The organism is Methanobrevibacter sp. (assembly GCF_017410345.1).
Taxonomy (GTDB): Archaea; Methanobacteriota; Methanobacteria; order Methanobacteriales; family Methanobacteriaceae; genus Methanobrevibacter.
In genome coordinates this window covers 131,012-154,041 of sequence record NZ_JAFQQZ010000045.1, presented here as the reverse complement: position 1 = coordinate 154,041, position 23,030 = coordinate 131,012, and the positions used below count along the sequence as shown (strand labels likewise).

22 protein-coding genes and 1 tRNA gene are annotated in these 23,030 nt (G+C 34.0%); 18 read left to right on the top strand and 5 right to left on the bottom strand.

The genetic code is table 11. The features are described from left to right. The first annotated feature begins 82 nt into the window (after nucleotides 1–82). The 15 genes from IJE13_RS06885 (at nucleotide 83) to IJE13_RS06815 (ending at nucleotide 14,930) form a co-directional block, all read left to right on the top strand. Nucleotides 83–1,492 carry an MmgE/PrpD family protein gene (locus IJE13_RS06885; RefSeq protein WP_292778604.1) on the top strand — a complete coding sequence of 470 codons (1,410 nt, stop codon included), beginning with the start codon at nucleotides 83–85 and terminating at the stop codon, nucleotides 1,490–1,492. A gap of 71 nt (nucleotides 1,493–1,563) precedes the next feature. Continuing rightward, on the top strand, nucleotides 1,564–2,439 hold the full coding sequence (locus IJE13_RS06880) for a peptidase (RefSeq protein WP_292778616.1): 876 nt from the start codon (nucleotides 1,564–1,566) through the stop codon (nucleotides 2,437–2,439). 65 nt (nucleotides 2,440–2,504) lie between these two features. Continuing rightward, nucleotides 2,505–3,389 carry a fumarate hydratase gene (locus IJE13_RS06875; protein ID WP_292778602.1) on the top strand — a complete coding sequence of 295 codons (885 nt, stop codon included), beginning with the start codon at nucleotides 2,505–2,507 and terminating at the stop codon, nucleotides 3,387–3,389. An 88-nt stretch (nucleotides 3,390–3,477) separates the two neighbouring features. Then, on the top strand, nucleotides 3,478–4,338 hold the full coding sequence (locus IJE13_RS06870) for a citryl-CoA lyase (protein ID WP_292778600.1): 861 nt from the start codon (nucleotides 3,478–3,480) through the stop codon (nucleotides 4,336–4,338). Nucleotides 4,339–4,386: 48 nt separating this feature from the next. Continuing rightward, a complete protein-coding gene (locus tag IJE13_RS06865; RefSeq protein ID WP_292778598.1) occupies nucleotides 4,387–4,893 on the top strand; it encodes a nitroreductase family protein in 507 nt (168 codons plus the stop codon). A 147-nt stretch (nucleotides 4,894–5,040) separates the two neighbouring features. Next, on the top strand, nucleotides 5,041–5,331 hold the full coding sequence (locus IJE13_RS06860; protein WP_292778596.1) for a hypothetical protein: 291 nt from the start codon (nucleotides 5,041–5,043) through the stop codon (nucleotides 5,329–5,331). Nucleotides 5,332–5,790: 459 nt separating this feature from the next. Continuing rightward, nucleotides 5,791–6,105 carry an ATP synthase archaeal subunit H gene (gene ahaH, locus IJE13_RS06855; protein WP_292778594.1) on the top strand — a complete coding sequence of 105 codons (315 nt, stop codon included), beginning with the start codon at nucleotides 5,791–5,793 and terminating at the stop codon, nucleotides 6,103–6,105. A 9-nt stretch (nucleotides 6,106–6,114) separates the two neighbouring features. Further along, nucleotides 6,115–8,121 carry a V-type ATP synthase subunit I gene (locus tag IJE13_RS06850; RefSeq protein WP_292778592.1) on the top strand — a complete coding sequence of 669 codons (2,007 nt, stop codon included), beginning with the start codon at nucleotides 6,115–6,117 and terminating at the stop codon, nucleotides 8,119–8,121. 250 nt (nucleotides 8,122–8,371) lie between these two features. Continuing rightward, on the top strand, nucleotides 8,372–8,857 hold the full coding sequence (locus IJE13_RS06845) for a V-type ATP synthase subunit K (RefSeq protein WP_292778590.1): 486 nt from the start codon (nucleotides 8,372–8,374) through the stop codon (nucleotides 8,855–8,857). Between the two features lie 13 nt (nucleotides 8,858–8,870). Next, the gene (locus IJE13_RS06840) at nucleotides 8,871–9,551 is read left to right on the top strand and encodes a V-type proton ATPase subunit E (RefSeq protein WP_292778589.1); all 681 of its coding nucleotides are present in this window, start codon (nucleotides 8,871–8,873) and stop codon (nucleotides 9,549–9,551) included. 12 nt (nucleotides 9,552–9,563) lie between these two features. Continuing rightward, entirely contained in the window at nucleotides 9,564–10,718 is a 1,155-nt protein-coding gene (locus tag IJE13_RS06835) for a V-type ATP synthase subunit C (RefSeq protein WP_292778587.1), read from the top strand. After that, complete coding sequence (locus tag IJE13_RS06830; protein ID WP_292778585.1) at nucleotides 10,715–11,032, top strand: V-type ATP synthase subunit F; 318 nt, start codon at nucleotides 10,715–10,717, stop codon at nucleotides 11,030–11,032. Before IJE13_RS06835 ends, IJE13_RS06830 begins: the two co-directional genes overlap by 4 nt. Next, nucleotides 11,029–12,783, top strand: a complete 1,755-nt coding sequence (locus tag IJE13_RS06825; protein ID WP_292778583.1) for an ATP synthase subunit A — start codon at nucleotides 11,029–11,031, stop codon at nucleotides 12,781–12,783. Before IJE13_RS06830 ends, IJE13_RS06825 begins: the two co-directional genes overlap by 4 nt. 2 nt (nucleotides 12,784–12,785) lie before the next feature. Beyond that, nucleotides 12,786–14,171 carry an ATP synthase subunit B gene (locus IJE13_RS06820; RefSeq protein WP_292778581.1) on the top strand — a complete coding sequence of 462 codons (1,386 nt, stop codon included), beginning with the start codon at nucleotides 12,786–12,788 and terminating at the stop codon, nucleotides 14,169–14,171. A gap of 69 nt (nucleotides 14,172–14,240) precedes the next feature. Then, nucleotides 14,241–14,930 carry a V-type ATP synthase subunit D gene (locus IJE13_RS06815; RefSeq protein ID WP_292778579.1) on the top strand — a complete coding sequence of 230 codons (690 nt, stop codon included), beginning with the start codon at nucleotides 14,241–14,243 and terminating at the stop codon, nucleotides 14,928–14,930. A gap of 303 nt (nucleotides 14,931–15,233) precedes the next feature. On the opposite strand, the gene IJE13_RS06810 is transcribed toward IJE13_RS06815, so the two are convergent. After that, nucleotides 15,234–15,785 carry a YgjV family protein gene (locus tag IJE13_RS06810; protein ID WP_292778577.1) on the bottom strand — a complete coding sequence of 184 codons (552 nt, stop codon included), beginning with the start codon at nucleotides 15,783–15,785 and terminating at the stop codon, nucleotides 15,234–15,236. A 126-nt stretch (nucleotides 15,786–15,911) separates the two neighbouring features. Between IJE13_RS06810 and IJE13_RS06805 the strand changes: the two genes are divergently transcribed. Beyond that, nucleotides 15,912–15,983: transfer RNA gene (locus tag IJE13_RS06805), tRNA-Gln, on the top strand. Between the two features lie 170 nt (nucleotides 15,984–16,153). Then, nucleotides 16,154–16,309 carry a hypothetical protein gene (locus tag IJE13_RS06800; protein WP_292778575.1) on the top strand — a complete coding sequence of 52 codons (156 nt, stop codon included), beginning with the start codon at nucleotides 16,154–16,156 and terminating at the stop codon, nucleotides 16,307–16,309. Between the two features lie 58 nt (nucleotides 16,310–16,367). Here IJE13_RS06800 and IJE13_RS06795 read toward each other — a convergent pair whose 3' ends face one another. The 3 genes from IJE13_RS06795 to dnaG form a co-directional block, all read right to left on the bottom strand. Then, nucleotides 16,368–17,624, bottom strand: a complete 1,257-nt coding sequence (locus tag IJE13_RS06795) for an ATP-grasp domain-containing protein (RefSeq protein WP_292778573.1) — start codon at nucleotides 17,622–17,624, stop codon at nucleotides 16,368–16,370. 42 nt (nucleotides 17,625–17,666) lie between these two features. Next, nucleotides 17,667–18,563, bottom strand: a complete 897-nt coding sequence (gene xerA, locus IJE13_RS06790) for a site-specific tyrosine recombinase/integron integrase (RefSeq protein WP_292778614.1) — start codon at nucleotides 18,561–18,563, stop codon at nucleotides 17,667–17,669. 381 nt (nucleotides 18,564–18,944) lie between these two features. Next, nucleotides 18,945–20,294 carry a DNA primase DnaG gene (gene dnaG, locus IJE13_RS06785; RefSeq protein ID WP_292778571.1) on the bottom strand — a complete coding sequence of 450 codons (1,350 nt, stop codon included), beginning with the start codon at nucleotides 20,292–20,294 and terminating at the stop codon, nucleotides 18,945–18,947. A gap of 1,090 nt (nucleotides 20,295–21,384) precedes the next feature. On the opposite strand from dnaG, the gene IJE13_RS06780 reads away from it, so the two are divergent. Further along, nucleotides 21,385–22,119, top strand: a complete 735-nt coding sequence (locus tag IJE13_RS06780; protein WP_292778569.1) for an RraA family protein — start codon at nucleotides 21,385–21,387, stop codon at nucleotides 22,117–22,119. Nucleotides 22,120–22,198: 79 nt separating this feature from the next. Here IJE13_RS06780 and IJE13_RS06775 read toward each other — a convergent pair whose 3' ends face one another. After that, entirely contained in the window at nucleotides 22,199–22,927 is a 729-nt protein-coding gene (locus tag IJE13_RS06775; protein ID WP_292778567.1) for an NAD-dependent protein deacylase, read from the bottom strand. Nucleotides 22,928–23,030 lie beyond the last annotated feature (103 nt).

Below are 23,030 nucleotides of genomic sequence, written 5' to 3'. Positions count from 1 at the left end.
CTTTTAATTTTTTTATTTTTTCTTTCTTTATTTTTTTTTAAATTGTACAAATTTATTATATAGTAATTATAAAGATATGATTATGATTATTAATCAATTGTCTAAATATTTAGTCAATTTAAATTATGAAGACATTCCTCAAGAAACTATTGAAAAGGCTAAATTGTGTTTTATTGATTATTTGGCAGTTTATCTAAGAGGTTTAGAGAGTGAAAACGCTAAAATAGCCATTAAAACCATTTATGAATTGTATAATGGTGATTTCAATTCATTAAGTAAAGGGTTCATCAATGGAATCGCATCCCATAGCCTTGATTTGGATGATGGCCATAGGTTTGCTCAATTGCATCCTGGGTCTGTTGTCTTTTCAACAATCTTAGCTTTAGCTACAGATAGTAATTTAGACTTGAATATCACTTCAGAAGAGTTTTTTGAAGCGGTTATTGCAGGATATGAAACAGCTATTGTTCTAGGAATGATGGCGAATCCAAATCATAGAAATCAGGGATTCCATAGCTCAGGTACGATAGGAACCTTTGCAGTTGGAGCAGTTGCTTCCAAGCTTTTAAACCTAAATCAGGAAAAAACAGAGCATTGTTTAGGCTTATGCGCTACCCAATCATCAGGTCTTCTTGAAGCAGATCATGCAGGAACTATGGGGAAATCATTGCATATTGGAAATTCAGTTTATAATGGAATCTTATCTGCATATCTTGCCAAAAATGGTTTCACTGGTGGAGAATCATTAATTGATGGAAAGGAAGGATTCATTAAAGCTATGGCTTCAGATTTATATGAGGATCATTGTGATGAAAATGGCAATTTTGATGTTTTGAAATTATCCCAGTTCATTGACATAAACTTAAAAAAATTCCACATAAATGAAGTTTATTTAAAGAAATATCCATTCTGCAGACATATCCATTCAGCTATTGATTCAACATTAATTCTAAAGGATGAATTAAATAAATTAGATTTGGACAATTTGGAGAATATCTCTTCAATTGATATAGAAACCTATAAGATAGCAAGTGAGCATGACAATTATAATCCTAAAAATCTTCAGGACTTAAAGCAATCCTTGCCTTATGCAGTGGCTATTTCCTTAGTTTCTAATGACTTAAGTTTAGACTCAATTGATGATTTGTTTGAAAAAGGTCTTTTTAGTGAGAGCAGTGAAGATGAGATTTTAAAAATTAAAGATATTGCAAATAAAATCAATATCCATGAAAATGATGAATTAAATCAATTGACTCCTGATAAAAGGCCTTCTAAAGTGATAATTAAATTTAAAGACAATTTAAATAAGAATAATACATTAGAAAATATGACTTTTTATCCATTGGGAGAAGTGGAAAATCCTTTATCTAAAGAGGATATCTTAGAGAAATTCAGACTTTTAAATCCTAAGTTTAATATGAATAAATTACAAATAATTAAATATATGGAAGATTATTCAATCAATGAAGTTTTTGAGGAATTAGATTTATAAATTAGATTTATAGATTAATTATACTTATTTACTATCGATTATTAATTATTTTTACCAAAGTGATTTTTATGATGGATGAAACTAAAAAATCATTAGAAAAATTGGGAATCAATGAATTGCATGATGATTACATCTCAACTAAGAGATTTGAAGATGGGGGACAATACAGGTTTGAAGTTCCGGGAATACAAGGTCCTTCTGCACTTGAATCTCTCTTAAATGCATGCAATGATTATAATTTAACAATTCACAGAGCTACTCAAACCAAAGGAATCATGTTCTTATTGGATGATGAAATATCTGCTATGGTTGATTTGGCCCGTGAAGCAAATATTCAATTGTTCCTGGCAGTTGGCCCAAGAGCTCCTTATGATACAAGCGCTACTGTTCAAACAGAAGAGGGAAAGCGTATAGGATACAGATTAAGAGGTTACAATAACCTCGTTTATGCTATTGAAGATGTTAAAAGAGCAGTTGATTTAGGAGTTAGAGGAATCCTATTATACGATGAAGGATTGTTATTTGCACTTTCCAAAATGAGAGATGCAGGAGACTTGCCAAAGGATCTATTATTCAAATTGTCTGCTCATGCAGGATGTTCCAATCCAGCAGCTGCTAAACTATTTGAATCAATTGGCTTGAATTCCTTAAATCCAGTAAGAGACCTTCAGATTCCAATGTTGGCATCATTGAGAGATGCAATTGATATTCCTATTGATATTCATACAGAAAATCCTAAGTCTACAGGAGGATTCATTCGTCATTATGAAGTTCCTGAAATGATTAAGGTGGCAAGTCCAGTGTACTTAAAGACTGGGGGATCTGTTGCAAAGCATCACAGTTGGGACACAACTGAAAAAGAGGCTAGACAAAGGGCTAAACAGGTAGCTCTAATTAGGGATTTGATTGAAAGACATTATCCTGAAGCTATTATGAGCAAATTATAATTTTTTTAATTTAATTATTTTTTTTAGCTTATTAATTATTTTTTAGAATTTACTAGGTTATTCATATGGATTTAATTGAAAAAGTTCAAAATGCAGTTATTAGTGCAGGCAGTTCATATAGTGAAGACAGATTGGCTGCCTATGAAAATGCTCTAAAATTGGAAAAAGAGCTGAATAATGAGAATGCAGTTTGGGCTTTGGAACAAATGATTGAAAACTTTAAGGTTGCCAAGGAAAAGAAGCTTCCTTTATGTGATGATACAGGAATTCCACATGTCTTGATTGAAATAGGAAAGGAAAGGGAAATTCCTAAAGGATTTTTTAATGATATCAATGTTGGCATTGCACAAGGTTTGGACAATCTTCCTGGAAGGCCAATGGCAGTTAAAGGAAATGATATGGAACGTATTGAGCAATCACAAGGTTTATACAAAGAGTCCAATATGATGAAGCCTGCATCCTTTTTAATTGAAGAGAAGGATGAATCCACTTATGGAAGACTGATTGGTGTAGATGATGATAAGATAAAGATTACCATCCTGTTGGAAGGTGGAGGTCCTGAAATAAGGGCTAAAACTTATAGGGTTTTCCATAAAAGAGACTCAAGCATTGTATTCAATGAGGCATTGAATTGGCTGAAGGAGTCATTGGCAATGTTAGGTTGCACTCCTTCGATTCCAGCTATTGGAGTTGGAAGAACTCACTTTGAAGCAAATGCATTGATGCTTAGAGCAATGGCTCATGGAAACTTAAATGTGCAGTCTGATGTTGAAAAATACATAAGTGAAGAATTAAATAAGACAGATATTGGTCCATTGGGACTTGGTGGAAAGACAACGGCCCTCGGATCTTTTGTAAATATAGGTTCTCAAAGAGCAAGTGGAGTTAGGATAGTGGCAGTTAGGCCTGCATGCTTTGTAGAGCCAAGAGTCTGCAGATTTGAATATTAGTTATATGAGTTAACTATAATACAATTAAATAATAGAAAAGATGATATTTATTTAGTGATGTTTTAGATGCTTATTTAAGGAGAATATTATGAAAGATACTCAAAAACCTGGTAAAAATGGTTTTAAATTTCCTCAGCAAAGGGTTAAAACCAGGATTACTGAAGTAAAGCCTAATCATTTATCTACAAGAGGTTATAATCAAGAGGATTTGATTGAAAATCTCAGCTTTGCAGAGATGGTATTTCTTCTTCTTATAGAAAGATTGCCTGATGAGAGGGAAGCTAAAATATTCAATCATATTCTTGTTTCATTCTGTGATCATGGTGTAACCCCTCCAAGCACACAGTCTGCAAGATTGATTGCATCTTCAGGAGCAAATATCAATAATGCTGTTGCTGGTGGATTATTGTCCTTTGGTAAAAACCATGCAGGAGCTATTGAAAAAGCTATGGAGCTCTTTCAGGAATCCATAGAATCATTGAATCTTGAAGATACTGATGAAGCGGATGTCAATAGGAAAATAGCTGGAAAAGCTATTGAAATTGTAGATAAATACGAAAGCGAATCAAAGAGAATACCAGGTTATGGCCATAGATATCATGATAAGGATCCTCGTGCAGTTAAATTGCTGGATTTGGCTATTTCAGAGTCAGCTATTGGCCATCATACAAAATTGGCACTTGCAATAGAGAATATGCTCTTTGAGAGAAAAGGCATTTGCTTGAATGTGGATGGTGTCAATGCAGGTCTCTTATCTGATTTGGATTTCGATAGCTCTTTAGGTTTAGGCATTTTCATGATTGGAAGACTGCCGGGACTTGTAGCTCATGCCTATGAGGAAATGGAAGAGGAAGAGAAATTCAGACGTTTCTGTGACTTGGAAGATATCGTTTATGAAGGCTTTAAAAATAGAAACATTAACGATAGTTTAGATGATGAAAATTTATAAATTTTATATTTATTTAATAATTTTAAACAACTCTTAGGAGTAATTTAAATGGAATTTTTTGATGTAATTGAAAAAAGATACAGTATGAGAGGTTTTGAAGATAAGGAAGTCGAGCAGGAAAAATTGGATAAGATATTGAAATCCGCTCAGCTTGCTCCAACTGGAGTTAACTTCCAGCCTTTTAAAGTAATTGTCATTGACACTAAAAAGAATAAAGAAGAATTAAATGCCATTTATCCGCCTGAATGGTTTACAGAAGCACCTTTGGTTCTTTGTGTTGTTGCTTCAAAGGAAAAGGCATGGACTAGAAAATTTGATGATAAGAACATTGCAGACATTGATGCAACCATTGTAATGACTCATATGATTCTTGCAGCTGAAGACCTTGGATTGAACACCTGTTTCATTGCAAACTTCAAACCGGATCTTGCAAAAGAATTCTTGGACTTGGATGATGAATGGGAACCTGTATTGTTCACTCCTTTAGGATATGGAAATGCAGAACCAAGGGACACTCCTAGAAAAGCTATTGATGAATTAGTCATATACAAATAAAAAATTTAACATAAAAATTAATCATAAATATTAATCATAAATATTAATCAAAATATTAATTAAGAAGTAATCAAAATTAAAGAGGATATCATGAGATTTACAAAAAAATCTATTATTTTATTGGCTTTTTCAGCTGTTTTAATGATTTTGGGATTATGGAATTATGCTGATGCAAATCCAGTGACTTACGATGTCATAGCTTCAACTGTTGTGCTTGTTGTAGTTGGGTGGACACTTGCTTTATCTGTTTTTGAACCAAGCTGGACTAAAGCAGCAATTCTTATCGATGGTTTGATTTTCCTTTTGGTAGGTATTACATTCCTAATGATGCCATATAACCTTATTTTCATATTATTTGGTATTATATTGGTTGCAATAGCTGTTGCAGCATACCTTGGAAAATTACCTAGATCATTTTTAAGATTATTCCACAAATAATCTTAATCATTTTTATTTATTTTTTTTAAATTTATTATTTTTTAATTTATTTATTATTTTTTTTTTTTAATTGATTTAAAAATTTTTAATTAATTTATTTATTTAATTAATTTATTTTTCATTTTTTATTCTATTTTTATTTGATTCATTTTTTAAAAATTTTAACTGTTTTTCTTTTCATGAAATTTCAAGATTTTTTCATGAAAGCTATTTTTTATAATTTTTAAAATCTTTATTATAATACTTTTATTTTAATTTTTATTAATTCTAAGACCTTCTATTTTCTTAAATCTTTTTTTTATTTATTTCAATTTTTTATTTTAAGATTGTTAAAATTTAATATGGAAATTTCATTTTTCACTTTCATTAAAATTTTCCTTATATATTATATTATAACAATATTTTAATAAAATATATATATTAACAAAAATAGATATTAATATACCATGGTGATTTATTATGGCAGGGATATCAGAAGCTATTACCCAAATAAAAAAAGCTGAAAGCGATGCTGATTCCTTAGTAGAACAATCAACAGTCGATGCAAAAGCTATGATTGATGAGGCTACTGTTAAAGCTAATGAAATGATTGAACTTGCTAAGAATGAAGCTAGCGAAGAAGCTCAATCTACTGTTTTTAATGCAGAAGAAAATGCAAAGAAAGAAGCTGAAGCTATAAGTTCCCAAGCAGAAAAAGATGTTGAAAACATCAAGAACGCTGCAAGAGGAAATATAGATGAAGCTGCTTCAATTATTGTTAAAAATATTTTATAGTGTGAGATAATGTTTAGAACTGCGAGAATGCGTAAGCTTAATGTTATAACTTTGGACAAATACGCTGGTCCTACGGTCAGTGCACTTCACGACGAGGGTATTGTCCAAATAAATGATATTTCTGAACGTATTCAGCAAGATCCTAAGCTAGCAGAACTTTTGAAACCTTCAAAAGTTACACCCCACACAGGTAAGCTTTCTTCACTTCTCATGAAGACAAGTGGTATTTCCGATCTATTGGGAGATGCCTTGTCTGAAGATCAAAGTATGAAAGAGCTGATAATGTCTTTTATCAGTCCCGATCTTCCAGTTCCTAAAGAAGTCGAAGATGTTGATACTGAAAGCTTGATAGCTTATGCAGAATCAACACTAAGCCTGGTTGAAGGTGAAACAAAAGGTATTGAAAATAAGTTAGCCGCACTAGACAGTGAAGAGAGTAAGCTGGAATCAAATAAGGATTTGGCCGAAAAGCTAAAACCTTTGGATATGGATTTAGGTCTGTTAAGTGATTCCAAGTACACTTCTACCATTGTTGGTAGGATCACTGCTGAGTCAGCTCAGAAATTCAAAGATGAATACAGTAAGATTACAGATGATCTCTTCTATGAATTAGTTCCGGACGAGGATAAAGAATCTTATATCATGGTTGTCGTCGTTGCTAATGAGTATAAGGATGATATCTATACCTTACTTAGGAAAAATGAATTCGAGAAGTTTGAAACTGAAGGTTTAGAAGGAAGACCAGAAAGTCTTATTTCCACTTCTGAATCCAGGCTCCAAGCTATCGAAAGTGAAAGATCCCAAGCTAAAGCTGAATTGAAAGTTGTAGCTGAAAAATGGGATGATGAAGTTCTTGCTTTAAAAGAACAATTGGAAAATGAGAAAGATAAGAATGAGGTTTTCGCTGGTTTCGCTGAAACTGACAAAACATATGTCTTCGAGGCATGGGTTCCTGAAAAGGACGTAGAAAAGGCTCAAAGCATTATTGAGACCGCTACTGAAGGCCATGCAATCATGGAAGTCGAAGAGGTTCCAGACAATTCAGAAGACGTTCCTGTTTTACAGCAAAACAATGCATATGCAAAACCTTATGAATTATTAGTTGAAATGTATTCCCCTCTAAAATACAATGAGATAGACCCTACATTATTTGTAGCTTTAACTTATCCTTTCTTCTTCGGTTTCTGTTTAACCGATGCAGGATACGGTCTTTTGGTTGCAATCATTGGATTCATCCTATACAGAGGAATGGGTAAAGTCAACAGAACCATGCATGATGGTGGATTGATCATCATCGCAAGTGGTATATGGTCCATTATTCTAGGTCTGTTTACCAACGGTATGCTTGGTGACTTCTGGACCAGAATATTAGGTTGGGGTCCTGCTCTTCCTACAGTTATTGATTCCATCAATGCATTCAAATATCCGGCTACTATCTTGGTGATTGCTATTGTAATCGGTGTAATCTATACTAACATCGGTTTCATATTAGGTGCAATCGACAATATAAGATATGGCGATAAGAAAGAGGCTCTCGGTTCTCAAATCGTATGGTTCATATTTGAGCTCGGTATCATCTTATTGATCTTAGGATTCATATTCCCAACATTTGGAATGATTGGTATGGCATTAGGTGCAGTATTGATTATTGCTGCTCTTGGTATACTCTTCTGGACAAACGGTGCATTCGGACTTATGGATGTATTCGGTTTCATGGGTGATGTACTTTCATATGCTCGTCTATTGGCTCTCTGTTTAGCTACTGGTGGTATTGCAATGACTGTAAACATCCTGACCAATATGGTAAATGATATGATTCCGTTTGTCGGAATTGTTTTAGCTGTTATCATCTTCATTGGTGGACATATCGCTAACTTCCTTTTCCAAGTGTTAGGTGCTGGTGTTAACGCTTTGCGTCTTAACTATGTAGAGTTCTTTGCTCAATTCTATATGGGTGGAAAACATTCATTCGAAGCTTTTAAAGCTAAAAGACAATTTACAAAAGTCAAAAAATAATCAAAATTTAAATTTATAGTTTTATAATTCAACACTTAAATTGAAATTATTGGAAATGTGATTTTATATTTAAGGCAGATTATGAAGATTCATAATTGAAAAATTCAAGAACTTTATGCTTATAAAAATGTCAAAATGACAATTATTATAAAATGATGTTCTTTTATCAAGAACTTTGCGTTCTGTTTGAAATATAAGAAACTTATATTTTACAATTTATTTAAACAATTAATTTAAGGAGATATATTATATGGTAGAAATTGCTTTAGGTACTGCTTTAGCAGCTATTGGTGCTGGTGTGGCAATTGGTTTTGCTGGTTTAGGTTCCGGTTTAGGACAAGGTATGGCAGCAGCTGGATCTGTTGGAGCTGTAGCAGAAGATAACGACATGTTTGCAAGAGGTATTATTTTCTCTGCATTACCAGAAACTCAGGCTATTTATGGATTCTTGATTGCTATTTTATTACTTGTATTCTCAGGATTATTAGGTGGAGGAGAAGGCTTGTCCACTACTGCAGGTATTGTAGCTATCGGTGTAGGTGCATCTATCGGATTTGCAGGTTTAGGTTCCGGTATGGGACAAGGTATGGCAGCAGCTTCCTCTGTTGGCGCTATCGTTGAAGATACTGACATGTTCGCAAGAGGTATTATCTTCTCTGCATTACCAGAAACTCAAGCTATTTACGGTTTCTTGATTGCTATCTTACTTATGGTATTCGGTGGAATATTAGGTTAAGGAGGTCAGTTATATGAGCTCTGGAGCAGACAAAATTGTCTCTAACATAATGTCCGATGCTCAAGCAAAAGCTGATGCAAATAAAAGTGAAGCTCAAGTGAAAGTTGATGCCATTTTAGCTGATGGTGAAAAAAGAGCTGAAGCTACAAAAGTTAAGATCTCAGAAGATGCCGCAAAGCAAGCGGAAATGAGATATCAACAAATTATTTCTGAAGCTAAAATGAATGCTCGTAGGGCAGAATTAGGGGCAAAAGAAGAAGTAATCGAAGAAGCTTTCAATAAAGCTACTGAAGATTTGACAAATATGGCAAATACCAATGACCCAGAATATGTTGATGCTTTAGTTGAAATGATTAAAGAAGCAGCTGTAGAGATTGGTGGTGGAGACTTAATCGTCTTATTGAAAGAGGATGACATTCCTAAAGTCAGCGATAAATTAGACACTATCATAGGTTTGATCAAAGCTTTAATCAAACGTGAAGAACCTTCTGACCTTAATTTAATCGCTACAGAAGTTTCCCTTGAAACTGATGTTGACACTACCTTAGAGATTGGTGAACCTATCGACACTATTGGTGGAGCTATATTAAGAACTAGAAATGGTGAAATTCAAGTTAATAACACTATTGAATCTAGAATGTTAAGATTTAAGAAATCATTACGTTCAGAAGTTGCAAAAACTTTATTTGATTAGGAGAGATGAATTATGGCTGATGAAATTGCTACAATCATAAGTTCCTTAGGACTTTCCAATGAGGCATTTTTAGCAATAGTTCTTTTAGCATTTGTAGTTATTGGTGCAATTATTGTAATTGTTGCAACTAGACCAATTTTAGATGTTTATCCATATCTTCATCCTAATGCGAGAGTAAGAGCAAGAAAAGGAAGATTGTTTGATGACAAACAGATTTCCGAACTTGTTGAAGCAAACAACGTTGAGGAAATTACCAACTATCTCAGAGGATCTCCTGACTATGCTGAATACTTGGATAATTATACACTTGAAAAGGCATTAGACATTCAACTTGGTGAAACTTACGATTTGGTTTCACGTATGGCTCCTAAAGAAATTCAATCTTCATTTAAAGTGATGGCAAAGAAATCTGACATTGCTAATATTAAAAGCTTGCTCACTGCCAAAGAGGCAGGATTAAGCAAAGAGGCTACTGAAGAACTTTTAATTCCTACAGGTTCCTTATACGAAGATTTACAACGTTTAAGTGATGCTGACACTGTAACCGATGTTGTTGCAGGATTGGATGGAACTGAGTATGCGCCGATTTTAGAAGAAGTGCTTCCTGAATATGAAAAGACAAACATGGTCCTTCCTTTAGAATCCGCATTGGACAAATATTATTTGGACAAGCTCCTTGCTTCCTCAGAAACACCATCTGATGAGAACAAGCAAATTCTCTATTCATATGTTGGAAATCAAGTTGACGTAGCTAACATTAAATTAATATTAAGAGCAAAAGTTGATGGATTAGATTATGATGCTATCAGTCCTTACATGATTGATAGTGGATATCAATTAAGAGAATGGAAGCTTAAAGATCTTATGGAAGCAGAAGATGTCACTGGAGTTATTTCCTCTTTGGAAGGAACCAAATACTCTGATGTGCTTACTGATGTACTTCCGGAATACAATGAAACTGGATCTGTAGCTCTCTTTGAAAAGGCTTTAGACAAGTTTTTAGTCGACTCTGCAAAATCCTATTCCATGAAAAAGCCTTTAGGCATTGGACCTATAATTGGATTCTTGTCTCAAAAAGAGGTTGAAGTCAAAAACTTGAAAGTCATTGCAAGAGCTAAAAGAGAAGAAGACTTCCCAATATCTAAAATTAGGGAGATGTTAGTATGAGTGATGTCGCTATAATCGGAGATATCGATACTGTCACTGGTTTTAAACTTGGTGGAGTTAAAAAAGGTATTATTGTAAATAATGATGAAGAAGCTAAAAATGCTCTTGATGAGTTATTGAACGATGAAATTTCAATTATTATAATTACACAAAAGATAGCTGATAACATAAGAGAACATATTAATAAACGTCTTGGTTCTGATGTGTTACCAATGGTTATTGAGATACCAGATAAGTCTGGTTCATCTGAAGGCGGTGCCGATCAAATGGCAGCTCTTATTAAGAGAGTTATCGGGGTAGAGATGGTTAAATGATTAATGAAGGAAATATTATTAAAATTGCAGGTCCTGTTATCGTCGCAGATGGGATGAGAGGAACTCAAATGTATGAAGTGGTAAGAGTAGGTGACGCTAAGCTTATCGGAGAGATTATTGAGCTCGAAGGTGACACCGCTACCATTCAAGTTTATGAAGAAACCGCTGGGGTAAAACCTGGTGAGAAAGTGGAAAGTACTGGAGGTCCATTGTCTGTAGAACTTGGACCTGGTGTAATGGGTTCCATTTTTGATGGAATTCAAAGACCTTTAGAAGTCATCAAAGGTATTTCTGGTGATTACATCGCTAGAGGTATTGATGTGGACTCTATTGACAAAGAGAAAAAATGGACTTTCGAACCTATCGCTAAAGTAGGAGACAAAGTCACTGGTGGAGATGTACTCGGACAAGTACAAGAAACATCTGCAGTTGTTCAAAAAATTATGGTTCCACCAATGATTGAAGGTACCATTAAGTCTATTGCTGCACAAGCAGAATACACAGTACTTGAAACTATTGCAGAAGTAGAAACCGATGATGGAATTGAAGAAATTCAAATGTTGCAAAAATGGCCTGTACGTAAAGGTCGTCCATACCAAGAAAAATTGGATCCGGACATTCCACTTATTACCGGTCAAAGAGCACAAGACACTTTCTTCTGTTTAGCTAAAGGAGGAGCAGCAGCTATTCCTGGTCCTTTCGGTTCAGGTAAGACTGTTACCCAACAGCAATTAGCTAAATGGGCAGACGCAGATATTGTGGTATATATTGGATGTGGAGAACGTGGAAACGAAATGACTGAGGTACTTACCGAGTTCCCATTCCTTACTGACCCTAAGACCGGAAATCCAATCATGGACAGAACCGTTCTTATTGCAAACACTTCCAACATGCCAGTAGCAGCTCGTGAAGCATGTGTATACACTGGTATTACTATTGCTGAATACTTCCGTGACCAAGGTTACGACGTAGCGCTCATGGCAGACTCAACTTCCAGATGGGCAGAAGCTATGAGGGAGATTTCAGGAAGATTGGAAGAAATGCCTGGGGAAGAAGGTTACCCAGCATACTTAGCATCCAGACTTGCACAGTTCTACGAAAGAGCTGGAAGGGTTATCACCCTTGGTCAAGATCCTAAGGAATCTTCCGTTACTGTAGTAGGTGCGGTATCACCTCCTGGTGGGGACTTATCCGAACCGGTTACCCAGAACACCTTACGTATCTGTAAAGTATTTTGGGCATTGGACGCATCTCTTGCAGATAAACGTCACTTCCCTTCCATTAACTGGCTACAAAGTTACTCTTTATACGTAGAAAGTATTACCAACTGGTGGCAAGAAAACGCTTCAGATGAATGGAGAGCAAACAGGGACCAAGCTATGGTATTATTACAAAAAGAATCCGAGCTTGAAGAAATTGTACAGTTAGTAGGTCCTGACGCATTGCCAGATTCTGAACAAGTTGTACTCGAAACCACCCGTATGTTAAGAGAAGACTTCTTGCAGCAAAACGCATACGACGATGTAGACACTTACTGTTCTCCATCCAAACAAGCAGGTATGTTAGCAACCATTCTTAAATTCCACGAAGCAGCAAGTGGTGCTGTAGAACGTGGTGCAGATGTAAAGGATATTGCAGCTTTAACTGTTAAAGAGGACATTGCTAGAATGAAATACATCCCAGAAGATGAATTTGAAGCAAGAATCAAAGAAATTCAAGAAAAAGTTGTAACACAATGTGCTGAGGTATAAAAATGAATGCTGATATTAAAACAAGAGAATATACAACAGTTTCTGAAGTTTCTGGTCCTTTGATGGTAGTAGAAGGTGTTGAAGGTGTAGCTTATAACGAAATCGTAGAAATTGAAGCTCCTACCGGTGAACACAGAAGAGGACAAGTATTAGAAGTTAAAGATGATGTTGCTGTTGTTCAAGTATTCGAAGGTACTACTGACTTAAACACCTTGAACACCAAAGTAAGATTTACTGGTGAAACCGCTAAAATCGGTGTTTCAAAAGACATGATGGGTCGTATCTTCGACGGTACTGGTAAACCTATTGACGGTGGTCCAGAAATCATCCCAGAAAAGGAATTGGATATTAACGGTAACCCAATGAACCCTGCATCAAGAGAATTCCCTGCAGAGTTTATCCAAACCGGTATTTCCACTATTGATGGAATGAACACTTTGGTAAGAGGACAAAAGTTACCTATCTTTTCAGGATCCGGTTTACCACACAACGACTTAGCTGCTCAAATTGCAAGACAAGCTAAAGTAGTAGGTTCCGATGACGAGTTTGCAGTAATTTTTGCTGCTATGGGTATTACTCACGAAGAAGCAAACTTCTTTATGAGAGACTTTGAAAGAACTGGAGCATTGGAAAAGGTAACTGTATTCATGAACTTGGCAGACGACCCTGCTATTGAAAGGATTCTTACTCCTAAGATGGCACTCACAACTGCTGAATACATGGCATTTGAACTTGGTATGCACGTATTGGTTATCCTCACTGACTTATCCAACTACTGTGAAGCATTAAGGGAAATTTCCGCAGCTAGGGACGAAGTACCTGGTCGTAGAGGTTACCCTGGTTACATGTACACTGACTTAGCCGGTATTTACGAACGTGCAGGACGTATTGCAGGTAAAGACGGTTCAATTACTCAGATGCCTATATTGGTTATGCCTCAAGACGATATTACTCACCCAATTCCTGACTTAACCGGATATATTACTGAAGGACAAATCGTACTCAGTAGGGATATTCACAGGAAAGGTATTTACCCACCTGTAGACGTACTTCCATCCTTATCTCGTTTGATGAGTGGTGGTATCGGTGGAGACAAAACTCGTGATGACCACAGTGGTGTATCTGACCAGCTTTATTCCGCTTACGCAGAAGGACGTAACTTAAGAGACTTGGTTGCAGTAGTAGGGGAAGATGCTCTTACTGAAAGGGACCAAAGTTTCTTGGCATTTGCTCAAGCTTTCGAAGATGAGTTCATCACTCAAGCTAAAGACGAAGACAGAAGTATTGTAGAAACTTTAGATCTTGGTTGGAAATTATTAACCATATTGCCTAAGACTGAACTTAAAAGAGTAAAAGATGAATTTATTGAAAAATATTACCCAGAATAAGTCTAATATTTTCTAAATTCATCAGAATTTAAGTTATTCATTAGGAATATTATCTTTTAGGAGGATAGTATGGCAGAAGAAATACTTGACGGTATTAACCCAACCCGTATGGAGCTATTGGCTCTTAAAGATAGGGAAAAACTTGCAGTCAAAGGTCACAGTCTGTTAAAACAGAAAAGGGACGCTTTGATTAAGGAGTTCTTCGACATCTTGGATAGAGTTAAAGGTGCAAGGGAAAACGCTGAGCTTAATTTATCTCAAGCTTACGAAGCACTTACCGAAGCTCAAATTACAATGGGTGACTTGGCTGTTCAAAGGGCAGCTTTATCTGTTAAAGAATCTGTTAAAGTAGACATTTCTTCAAGAAGTATTATGGGAGTTTCCGTACCTATCGCAGATATGGAAATGGAATCAAGAACTTTAGTTGACAGAGGATACGGTTTATCCGACACTTCCATTCAATTGGACGAAGCGGCTAAGAAATTCGAGACCGCTTTGAAATACATCATTGAATTGGGAGAAATCGAAAAGACCATCTATCTTTTGGCTGATGAGATTGAAGCTACCAAGCGTAGAGTAAACTCTCTTGAGCACATTATGATTCCTAGATTCCAAGCTACAATCAAGTCAATCAATATGAAACTTGAAGAGATGGAAAGGGAAAACTTCGTAAGAATGAAGATGATCAGATCTACAATCGAGAAAAACGAAGCAGAAGCTTTAGCAAAAGCTCAATTAAAAGCAGCTCAAAACGAATAATTAAAATTTGGATTAAATACATTCATATTTCAATTGTTGAAGTAGGATAGTATTTATATCTTAATTTTATTATTTCCATTATTTTTTTATTTTAAATTATATTGTTTTTAATCTTTTTTTATTATTTTTAACTATTTTTGTTATTCTAATCTATTTTAATCAATTTTTTAGCTATTTCTAAACTATTTTAACTTATTTTAATTCTTAAAAAGAGTGGATTGATTATTTTAATTTATTATTTGATTAATTAAATTTGATAAATTATCATTAAAAAAAGTAAATTTAATTCCCGCAATGGAATGATTAAGCTGCAGGAACCATTGAATTTCTATCATGAACTAATTTAATATATGAAACGCAACCTATTGCTACAGTAACGATTTGCACAAATGTTGATACGAAATCGAATACAAGATAGAAGTAAAATATGTAAAATGCTTCATTTATGATAAGGCTAAGCTTGATCCATCTGATCTCCTTATATGCATAATTGCATATTGTAATTTGGGTTACAGCAACAATTGGAATCAGGCCAACCACTCCCAATTCATTTACAGCAAGGCCGATAGCTATTGATAGAACAAGAGTAATCACAGCCCATCTCATTGTAAATCTGTCTTTAATTACTAAAAGAAGTCTCAGTGATGCTATTGCCAAAACAACCGCACCAACTACCGAATTAAAGAAAAATGAAGCGATCACCAATGTGCTGGTATTCAAAAACTGAAATTTATATGCCTTTTTATCATCGTTTACAACCAAACTGATCATGATAAAGATTCCAGCAATTAACGAAATCACATTTCCTATAAGAATATTCATTGGCAAATTCAGTATTTCCATTGTCAAACTCATACAATTATCTTTATCATAGAGTGCTTAAATAGTTTTTTAATCAGTTTAATCAATCTAAAAAAAATTTTCAATTTCAAATATTAGTTAACTTTATATATTATGTTTAACAAAGTAATTATGTTGTATAGTCCCGTGGGGTAGTGGTAATCCTTCTAGGCTTTGGACCCGGAGACGGCGGTTCGACTCCGCTCGGGACTATCAATTTTTTTAGAGGATAATTATAACACTGTTATATCTTTAATGTCTATTTTTATATTATTTTATAATCTTTTATGTTTTTAAAAAAAAGTTTTTTAAGTAAAATTTAATAAGTTCTTTTTTAATATATTATATTGTATTTAATAAACTTAGATTTGAATGGTGAAATAATGAAAAGAGACCCAATTCATCAATTTTTAAAAGATCCTGACAATAAGGCAAAATTGTTCATGGGCATTACGGGTGTTATGATCATGACTACCTTCCTGATGGTCATAGGCACAATCATTTTTATTTTGATTTTAGTTGGAGTTATCCACTTTTGATTGAATCAGATATTATTTTTATTTTCTTATTCTTCTATTTTTGCCAATCATTAATTTTTTAATCAATATTCCTATAAACTTCTTCTTCAGCTATTTTTATATCATTCAATGCTGTTTCCAAATCCTTATTTGAACTGATAAGGGTTACCATTGGCTGGTCTTTTTCTATTTTTACTCCTTGATAAGGGATATCATAAACGTTAGGAATGTTCAAGTTGCCGATATCCACTTGTTTTCTAGCATAAATGATTTTCTTTACTGAATATTGATTTGGATTCGGAATATCAATCATTTCCCCTTCACATGCTTTGATATGTGCATCCAAAAGATTTATGCCAAGCACATTTTCCACCAATTCATATGTTCCCTGGAATCTTGGATTGATTTCAATGATCTTTAATTCACCATCATTATCCAAGATGTAGTCAACACCATTTGATCCGACAAGACCAAATTCCTTCATCAAATCTTCGGATATGTTTTTCATCTCATCATTTAGCTCATCAATATTTATGCCATTAATTGTTCGATTGTCATTAAACATCTTAAAGCTATTTTCATTCAATGGTAAAATGTTTCCAGAATATTCATATGAATCATTGCATAAGTCATGTTCGGTGATCAATCTTGAATTGATAATATTTTTTCTATCATCATGACTTGACAGTACTGATGATGACACATTGGTTCCTTCAATATATTCCTGAAGTATATAGTTTTCAAGGGAAATATTTTGACAAATTTCATCCACTTGTTTTAATTCACCACAACTTTCATTATTTAGCAGAAAAATTCCCAAACCCCCACTTCCTTGAATGGGTTTTAAAATAAATTGATTGTTGATGTGTTGTTGTAAAATTTCATTAAGTTCCCCTACATCAACTGGTTGAAATGTGAGAGGAACGTTAAATTTGTTTTTCAACTTATTGTAAAACTTGAATTTATTCTCAACATTTTCAGTGTTCTTATTGCCACGAACAATTTTTCTATACTTTTTGAATTTTCCACTGAAGTCATTGACATTAAGTCCGGTGGTGAGTACAATCTTATCGATATCATACTTTTTATGATTTTCATCATTATCATTTTCATGCAATAAATCTTCAAATAATTCAAAAAGTTTTGAAGGTGAATAATTATCTTCAAATCTTCCACAGGATATGATACTTTCCTGATTTAATACATGTTTTTCACTATAAGGCATCTTGAAGTCTACAGTCTTAAAATAGCTGATGGAAAATGTTCTGTAATCCAGTTTCAGTGCAGAATTAACCATTGGTCTTGTGTCAATTCCCATAAGAAGCAAATTCTCCATATTATTCATCCCATAATTATGATTATATTAAAAAATGTTTGTCTATAATTGATTTTCCTGTTCTCTTGCCTGATCATATACTGATTTGATTGTATCCATATCCACACTTGTATAGATTTGAGTGGTTGAAAGGCTTGAATGTCCAAGCAATTGTTGAATCACTCGGATGTCCACCCCATTTTTCAACAGATGTGTTGCAAATGAGTGTCTTAAGACGTGAGGGGTAACCTTCTTTCTGATTCCCGCTTCATCCGCATACTTCTTTATCATCATCTGAACGTATCTTGGAGTGAGCATGTTTCCATTCTTATTCACAAAGATGTATTCGCTCTCATGCTTGTCCAGTTCAAGATATTCAGTCAGAAGCCTTTTTGTATTCTCATCAAAAAGAACGATTCTGTCCTTGTCCCCCTTACCTCTGACTCTAATGGTTCTCTCGTCAAAGTCAATGTCTCTCTTCAATAGCTTTACAAGTTCTGAAATACGAAGACCTGTGGAATAGAGTAAGGTCAATATTACCTTGTCCCTTCTTTTTGACTTCTGCTTGAAGGGAGTGTCATTCTCCTTGATTTCCACAGCCTCTATCAAATCCCTGACTTCCTTTTCATTCAATGATTTGGGAAGTGACTTTGTCCTCTTCGGATTCTTGATGTCCTCCAGAAAATGGATGTCATTGAATTCTAGGAATTTCTTGGAAACGACTGTAGTCAGGTAAATGTAATTCTGGGTAAGGTACTTGTCCCTTTTCAAGTCACGGATGTACTTTCTGAAACTGGCCAGGAATCTTTTTCCATCATATAGGTTCTCTTCCTTTCTCATATAATTAATCAGGTTGTGGATGATGGAGCTGTATGTCTTTATGGTGTTTTCCGAATAGTTCCTGATTTCAAGTTCAATCAGATAGTCCTCGAGCATGCTTTCAAAATCAAAAACTTCCATCAAATGCTTCTTCTCTCCATTTTCATCTAAAACAGGCAGTTTTATTGGAGCCTGTGGAATCGGTTCATTTGATAGGTTCAATTGCTCTGTAAAAAGATTCATATAAATTCCTTCTTTAGATTTTCCCAAACCCATTAATCTAAAATTAGGATAAAAATTCAAATAATTTTCAAATTAATATTTACAAATATTTGCTAATATTTACTTCGTTATACCTTAATATATTCCTAGTTTTATTTAAAGATTTTTAAAAAACTTCAAAAAATAGCACATAAGTGAGAAAATGGAATTATGATAAAATTGTAAAATAAAAAAAGAAAAAGTAATAGAAATAAAATAATTTATTTCTATTTTAATTTGGAATTGTCCAAAATAGCAAATCTAGTTTAAAGTAACTAATCTGAGCTTGTCAGGTCTTTTGATTACTCTGCTTGATTTGAAAGCAACCAATGTCTTGATTCCTTTGGAGTATGCGATGTCAACCAATCTTTGGCTGATTACACCATCGAAAATGACGGTGTCTGCATCTGGATTGTCCTGTTTTAAATCCTCATAAAGGGTTTCAACATTAGTTTCCTTTATTAAATTTAAAGAATCATCGTAGATTTCACTGTTTCCAGTTCCTTCCAGATCTTTAAGCATGTTCTTCAATAATTGGATTCTGCTATCTTGAATTCTGTCACTGTTTCTGTCTCTGCGGCCTCTGGAATTTCTGTCTTTTCCTCTGCGATCGCTTCTCCCATTCTTTCTGTCTTTTCTATCGAATTTGTCTTTGCGGTCGCTTCTGCCGTTTTTGTTTCCGTGGAACTTGTCTGACTTGTTTAAGTTTTTTGCTCTTCTGTCACCGGTTCTGTTGATTTTATTTTTAGACCCTCTTGTTTGGGTGTCTAAATTGAAATCAAGATTGTTGATAACCTGTTCAGTAGGAGCTTTGTCTCTTAAAGCAATCAAGACTTCTTCTTTTTCAAGGTCTTCAACTTCCTTACCTCTTGGAGCTCTTGTGATGTAGTCCACATCTCCAACTTGCAGGAGTTCTTTTAAGATCAGTTCTCCGCCACGGTCACCGTCAACAAATGCAGTTACAGTTCTTTTTTTGGTCAATTCAGCTACACTGGTAGGGATATTGACTCCTTCAACTGCGACAGTGTTTTTAATTCCGTATTTTAATAAATTTAAAACATCATTCCTTCCTTCAACAACGATGATTGCATCGGAAGTATGTACATTTGGACCTGCAGGAAGTCTTTCCTCTCCGAATTCGGAAATTTCATGAACTCTCATTGATTCCCTGATTTCCTCAATCATTTTCATGCTTTCTGGAGAGACAGTTTCCATCATGCCCATATAGATTTCTTTTGCACGATTGATAACTTGTTGTCTTTTCACAGCTCTTACGTCTTCAACTCTAAGAACTTCAATGGAAGCTTCACAAGGACCTACACGGTTAATGGTTTCCAAGGATGCTGCAAGGATGGCAGTTTCAATTCTATCCAAACTGGACGGAATTACGATTTCTCCTTTTGCACGTCCGCCATTTGAGTGAATGATAACTTGGATTCTTCCTATTCTTCCAGTTCTTTGAAGCTCCCTTAAGTCTAAATCGTTGCTTAAGAGATCTTCAGTCTGTCCGAAAACCGCACCAACCACATCAGGCTTTTCTACGATTCCGTTTGCATTGATTTGAGCGTGAATAAGATATTTAGTTGTAGTTAATTCTACACCTTTTCCCATAATAAGCCTCCTTTGAGCTTTTCAATAGGATAATTTAAGGCTAGTTTATCGTAGAATTGTTATCATAACCAATATCTTCATGATAATTTAAAATATCTAAAATATTTTATCTTATCCATCATGATAATTTAAAACCTTTGATTGATCTTATCCATAAACCTATGAATAATCATTTGTTTCTTTTATCAGTTTTAAACATTTTATAATTAATAATACCTCATTTTTTAGTTTAATTAAAACTTGTATGCTTGTATAATGATTTAAAATTAATTATTCTAATTAAGATTTAGCACAATAACAATTTTACTACTAGCTTAATTATAATTAATTTTAATTAATAAACTGTTAATTCATAATTGATTATAATTTTTAAATTATACTGTAATCTGTAATAAATTGATTAATTAATTTTAATAAATTAATTGATAAAATCAGATACTAATTTATAGAATTTCTTGATATTTAACAGCTATTTGGCTTATTGAATATGCAGTAAGTTCTATTGATAAATTCATATAAAAAAAGATATTTATAGATTAAAATTTAAAGAAAATTATTTAAATCCATAAGCGGAATTAAAATTTCCCTTTTAATTCAGGCCTATTTTGATTCTAATATTCAATAAAGATTTGATTAAATACTATTGATTTCAATAATTGGTAAAAGTAGTTTAATAATAAGCTAATTCAAATAACTCAATGAATAATTGTTTTTTTATCTTATAACTAATGTAAATCGTTTAATAAAGTAAAAATTTATTCTGAATTTATTTAATGATAATTAGTTTAATTTAGTTAATAATAATCTATATTCCTTTCACCTTAAGTCTTTAATTTTAATAATAATTGTAATAATGTAATTAATAATGAATTAATTAATCTTTGAATTAATTAATATTGTAATTATGATAATATCATTTTTATATGATTTTTAGTATCCACATAATTATATCTATATCATAATATATAAATCATTTTATATTTTTCTGATGTCATTATAATTTTTAGAATTATTAGAAATATTTATTAAACATCTCGTAGAAATTTAAGAGTAGATAAGCAATAATTTATTTTTTAAAAGAGGTGTTAGTTTGGCTAAGATCACTCCTAAAGATTTACTTAAAAAATCATCCAAAGTGATTGACTTGGATGATGTTGACATTTCAAAATATAATTTTTCCATAGAGGATTTGGATGATGAGAAAAGCAAAAGTCATGCTTTATTGAAGAAGATCCTGGATTCAAGTTCAGCTTGCCAGGTCTCTGATGCCTACTCCTCTGTCTCTGGCAGAAGCGGGGTCATTGACGGATTGAAACCGATGAATGACAATAAGGTCTATGGTAAGATATTCACTGCAAAGACCAATGCAGATGATTGGGGAACTTCCCTGATGGCAATGGATAATGCAGAAGAAGGCGAGGTTCTTTTCATTTACTCATATGGTAAGCCTGCTTCCGTTTGGGGAGAGCTTGCTTCCACCTGTGCAGGTGAAAAGGGAATAGCTGGAACTGTATTATATGGTTGGGCAAGGGATATGGATGCCCTTGTGGATTTGGATTATCCTGTCTTTGCCCTTGATTATCTTCCAAATGCAGGAAAGCCATTAGGTCTTGGTGAAATCAATGTTGACCTTGAAATCGATGATGATATTATAAAGCCTGGCGACTTTGTATTTGGTGATCAAAACGGTGTTGTGGTGATTCCTAAGGAACTCTTCCATGAAACCATGGTGGCAACCTTCAATGTAAAGGTAAAGGAAAGCCATATCATCAAAGAGTTAAAGGAAGGCAGATTATTGTCTGAAATTATTGGTTTGAACAGATAATTGAATGCTAGTCTACCTTTTCTATTTTTTTCTTGTTTTAACTTTTTTATTTTTATATTCTATTTTTAAACTATTTTTATTATTCTATTTCTATCTGCTCTAATGTTTCTCCAATGGCTTCATTAATTACCAAACTTGCTATGTTATCATAAGAGGTCTCGCTTTTATTGATTAAAACCAGTTTTGAGCCATTGAAGTAATTTATCAATCCTGCTGCAGGATAGACGACAAGTGAGGTTCCTCCGATTATCAATGTGTCTGCCTTTGAAATGTAATTGATTGATGAACTCAAAACATCATTATTCAGAGGCTCTTCATAAAGGACGACATCCGGCTTGACGATTCCACCGCACTCGCATCTTGGAATCCCATCGCTTTTTAGGATATAATCCAAGTCATATTCCTCATGACAGAATTCGCAATAGTTTCTGTGAATGCTTCCATGAAGCTCCAGAACGTTTTTGCTTCCTGCCTTCTGGTGCAGCCCGTCAATGTTTTGAGTGATCACTGCCTTCAGCTTTCCTGCCCTTTCAAGTTCGGCAAGTTTCATATGGGCAGGATTTGGCTCTGCATCCTTGAAAACGAGATTTTCCTTATAGTAATTGAAGAATTCTTCAGTATGGTCCATATAATAAGTGTGTGAAACCAGATATTCCGGGCTGTGGCCGTACTTTTCCAGGCTTTTGAAAATTCCACTTTCAGATCTGAAGTCCGGTATTCCGCTTTCTGTGGAGACCCCTGCTCCTCCGAAGAACACTATATTGTCTGAATTGTTTATGATTTCCTGCAACTGGCTGATTTTAGTCATAATCTTATTTATATTGCTGTTTATTATTAATTTTTTCTCAAATAAGAAAACATTTATATATAACGCCAAATAATTATTGTTAATCAATTGTTTGTTCATTAAA

Excerpts from the sequence above, each read along its gene's own strand:
- IJE13_RS06830 (WP_292778585.1), top strand. The coding sequence starts at position 10,715 with ATGAGTGATGTCGCTATAATCGGAGATATCGATACTGTCACTGGTTTT.
- dnaG (WP_292778571.1), bottom strand. The coding sequence starts at position 20,294 with ATGGGAAAAGGTGTAGAATTAACTACAACTAAATATCTTATTCACGCT.
- IJE13_RS06885 (WP_292778604.1), top strand. The coding sequence starts at position 83 with ATGATTATTAATCAATTGTCTAAATATTTAGTCAATTTAAATTATGAA.
- IJE13_RS06850 (WP_292778592.1), top strand. The coding sequence starts at position 6,115 with ATGTTTAGAACTGCGAGAATGCGTAAGCTTAATGTTATAACTTTGGAC.
- IJE13_RS06820 (WP_292778581.1), top strand. The coding sequence starts at position 12,786 with ATGAATGCTGATATTAAAACAAGAGAATATACAACAGTTTCTGAAGTT.
- IJE13_RS06795 (WP_292778573.1), bottom strand. The coding sequence starts at position 17,624 with ATGGAGAATTTGCTTCTTATGGGAATTGACACAAGACCAATGGTTAAT.
- IJE13_RS06775 (WP_292778567.1), bottom strand. The coding sequence starts at position 22,927 with ATGACTAAAATCAGCCAGTTGCAGGAAATCATAAACAATTCAGACAAT.
- IJE13_RS06880 (WP_292778616.1), top strand. The coding sequence starts at position 1,564 with ATGGATGAAACTAAAAAATCATTAGAAAAATTGGGAATCAATGAATTG.
- IJE13_RS06875 (WP_292778602.1), top strand. The coding sequence starts at position 2,505 with ATGGATTTAATTGAAAAAGTTCAAAATGCAGTTATTAGTGCAGGCAGT.
- xerA (WP_292778614.1), bottom strand. The coding sequence starts at position 18,563 with ATGGAAGTTTTTGATTTTGAAAGCATGCTCGAGGACTATCTGATTGAA.
- IJE13_RS06800 (WP_292778575.1), top strand. The coding sequence starts at position 16,154 with ATGAAAAGAGACCCAATTCATCAATTTTTAAAAGATCCTGACAATAAG.
- IJE13_RS06825 (WP_292778583.1), top strand. The coding sequence starts at position 11,029 with ATGATTAATGAAGGAAATATTATTAAAATTGCAGGTCCTGTTATCGTC.
- IJE13_RS06870 (WP_292778600.1), top strand. The coding sequence starts at position 3,478 with ATGAAAGATACTCAAAAACCTGGTAAAAATGGTTTTAAATTTCCTCAG.
- IJE13_RS06815 (WP_292778579.1), top strand. The coding sequence starts at position 14,241 with ATGGCAGAAGAAATACTTGACGGTATTAACCCAACCCGTATGGAGCTA.
- IJE13_RS06840 (WP_292778589.1), top strand. The coding sequence starts at position 8,871 with ATGAGCTCTGGAGCAGACAAAATTGTCTCTAACATAATGTCCGATGCT.
- IJE13_RS06835 (WP_292778587.1), top strand. The coding sequence starts at position 9,564 with ATGGCTGATGAAATTGCTACAATCATAAGTTCCTTAGGACTTTCCAAT.
- IJE13_RS06810 (WP_292778577.1), bottom strand. The coding sequence starts at position 15,785 with ATGAGTTTGACAATGGAAATACTGAATTTGCCAATGAATATTCTTATA.
- ahaH (WP_292778594.1), top strand. The coding sequence starts at position 5,791 with ATGGCAGGGATATCAGAAGCTATTACCCAAATAAAAAAAGCTGAAAGC.
- IJE13_RS06865 (WP_292778598.1), top strand. The coding sequence starts at position 4,387 with ATGGAATTTTTTGATGTAATTGAAAAAAGATACAGTATGAGAGGTTTT.
- IJE13_RS06845 (WP_292778590.1), top strand. The coding sequence starts at position 8,372 with ATGGTAGAAATTGCTTTAGGTACTGCTTTAGCAGCTATTGGTGCTGGT.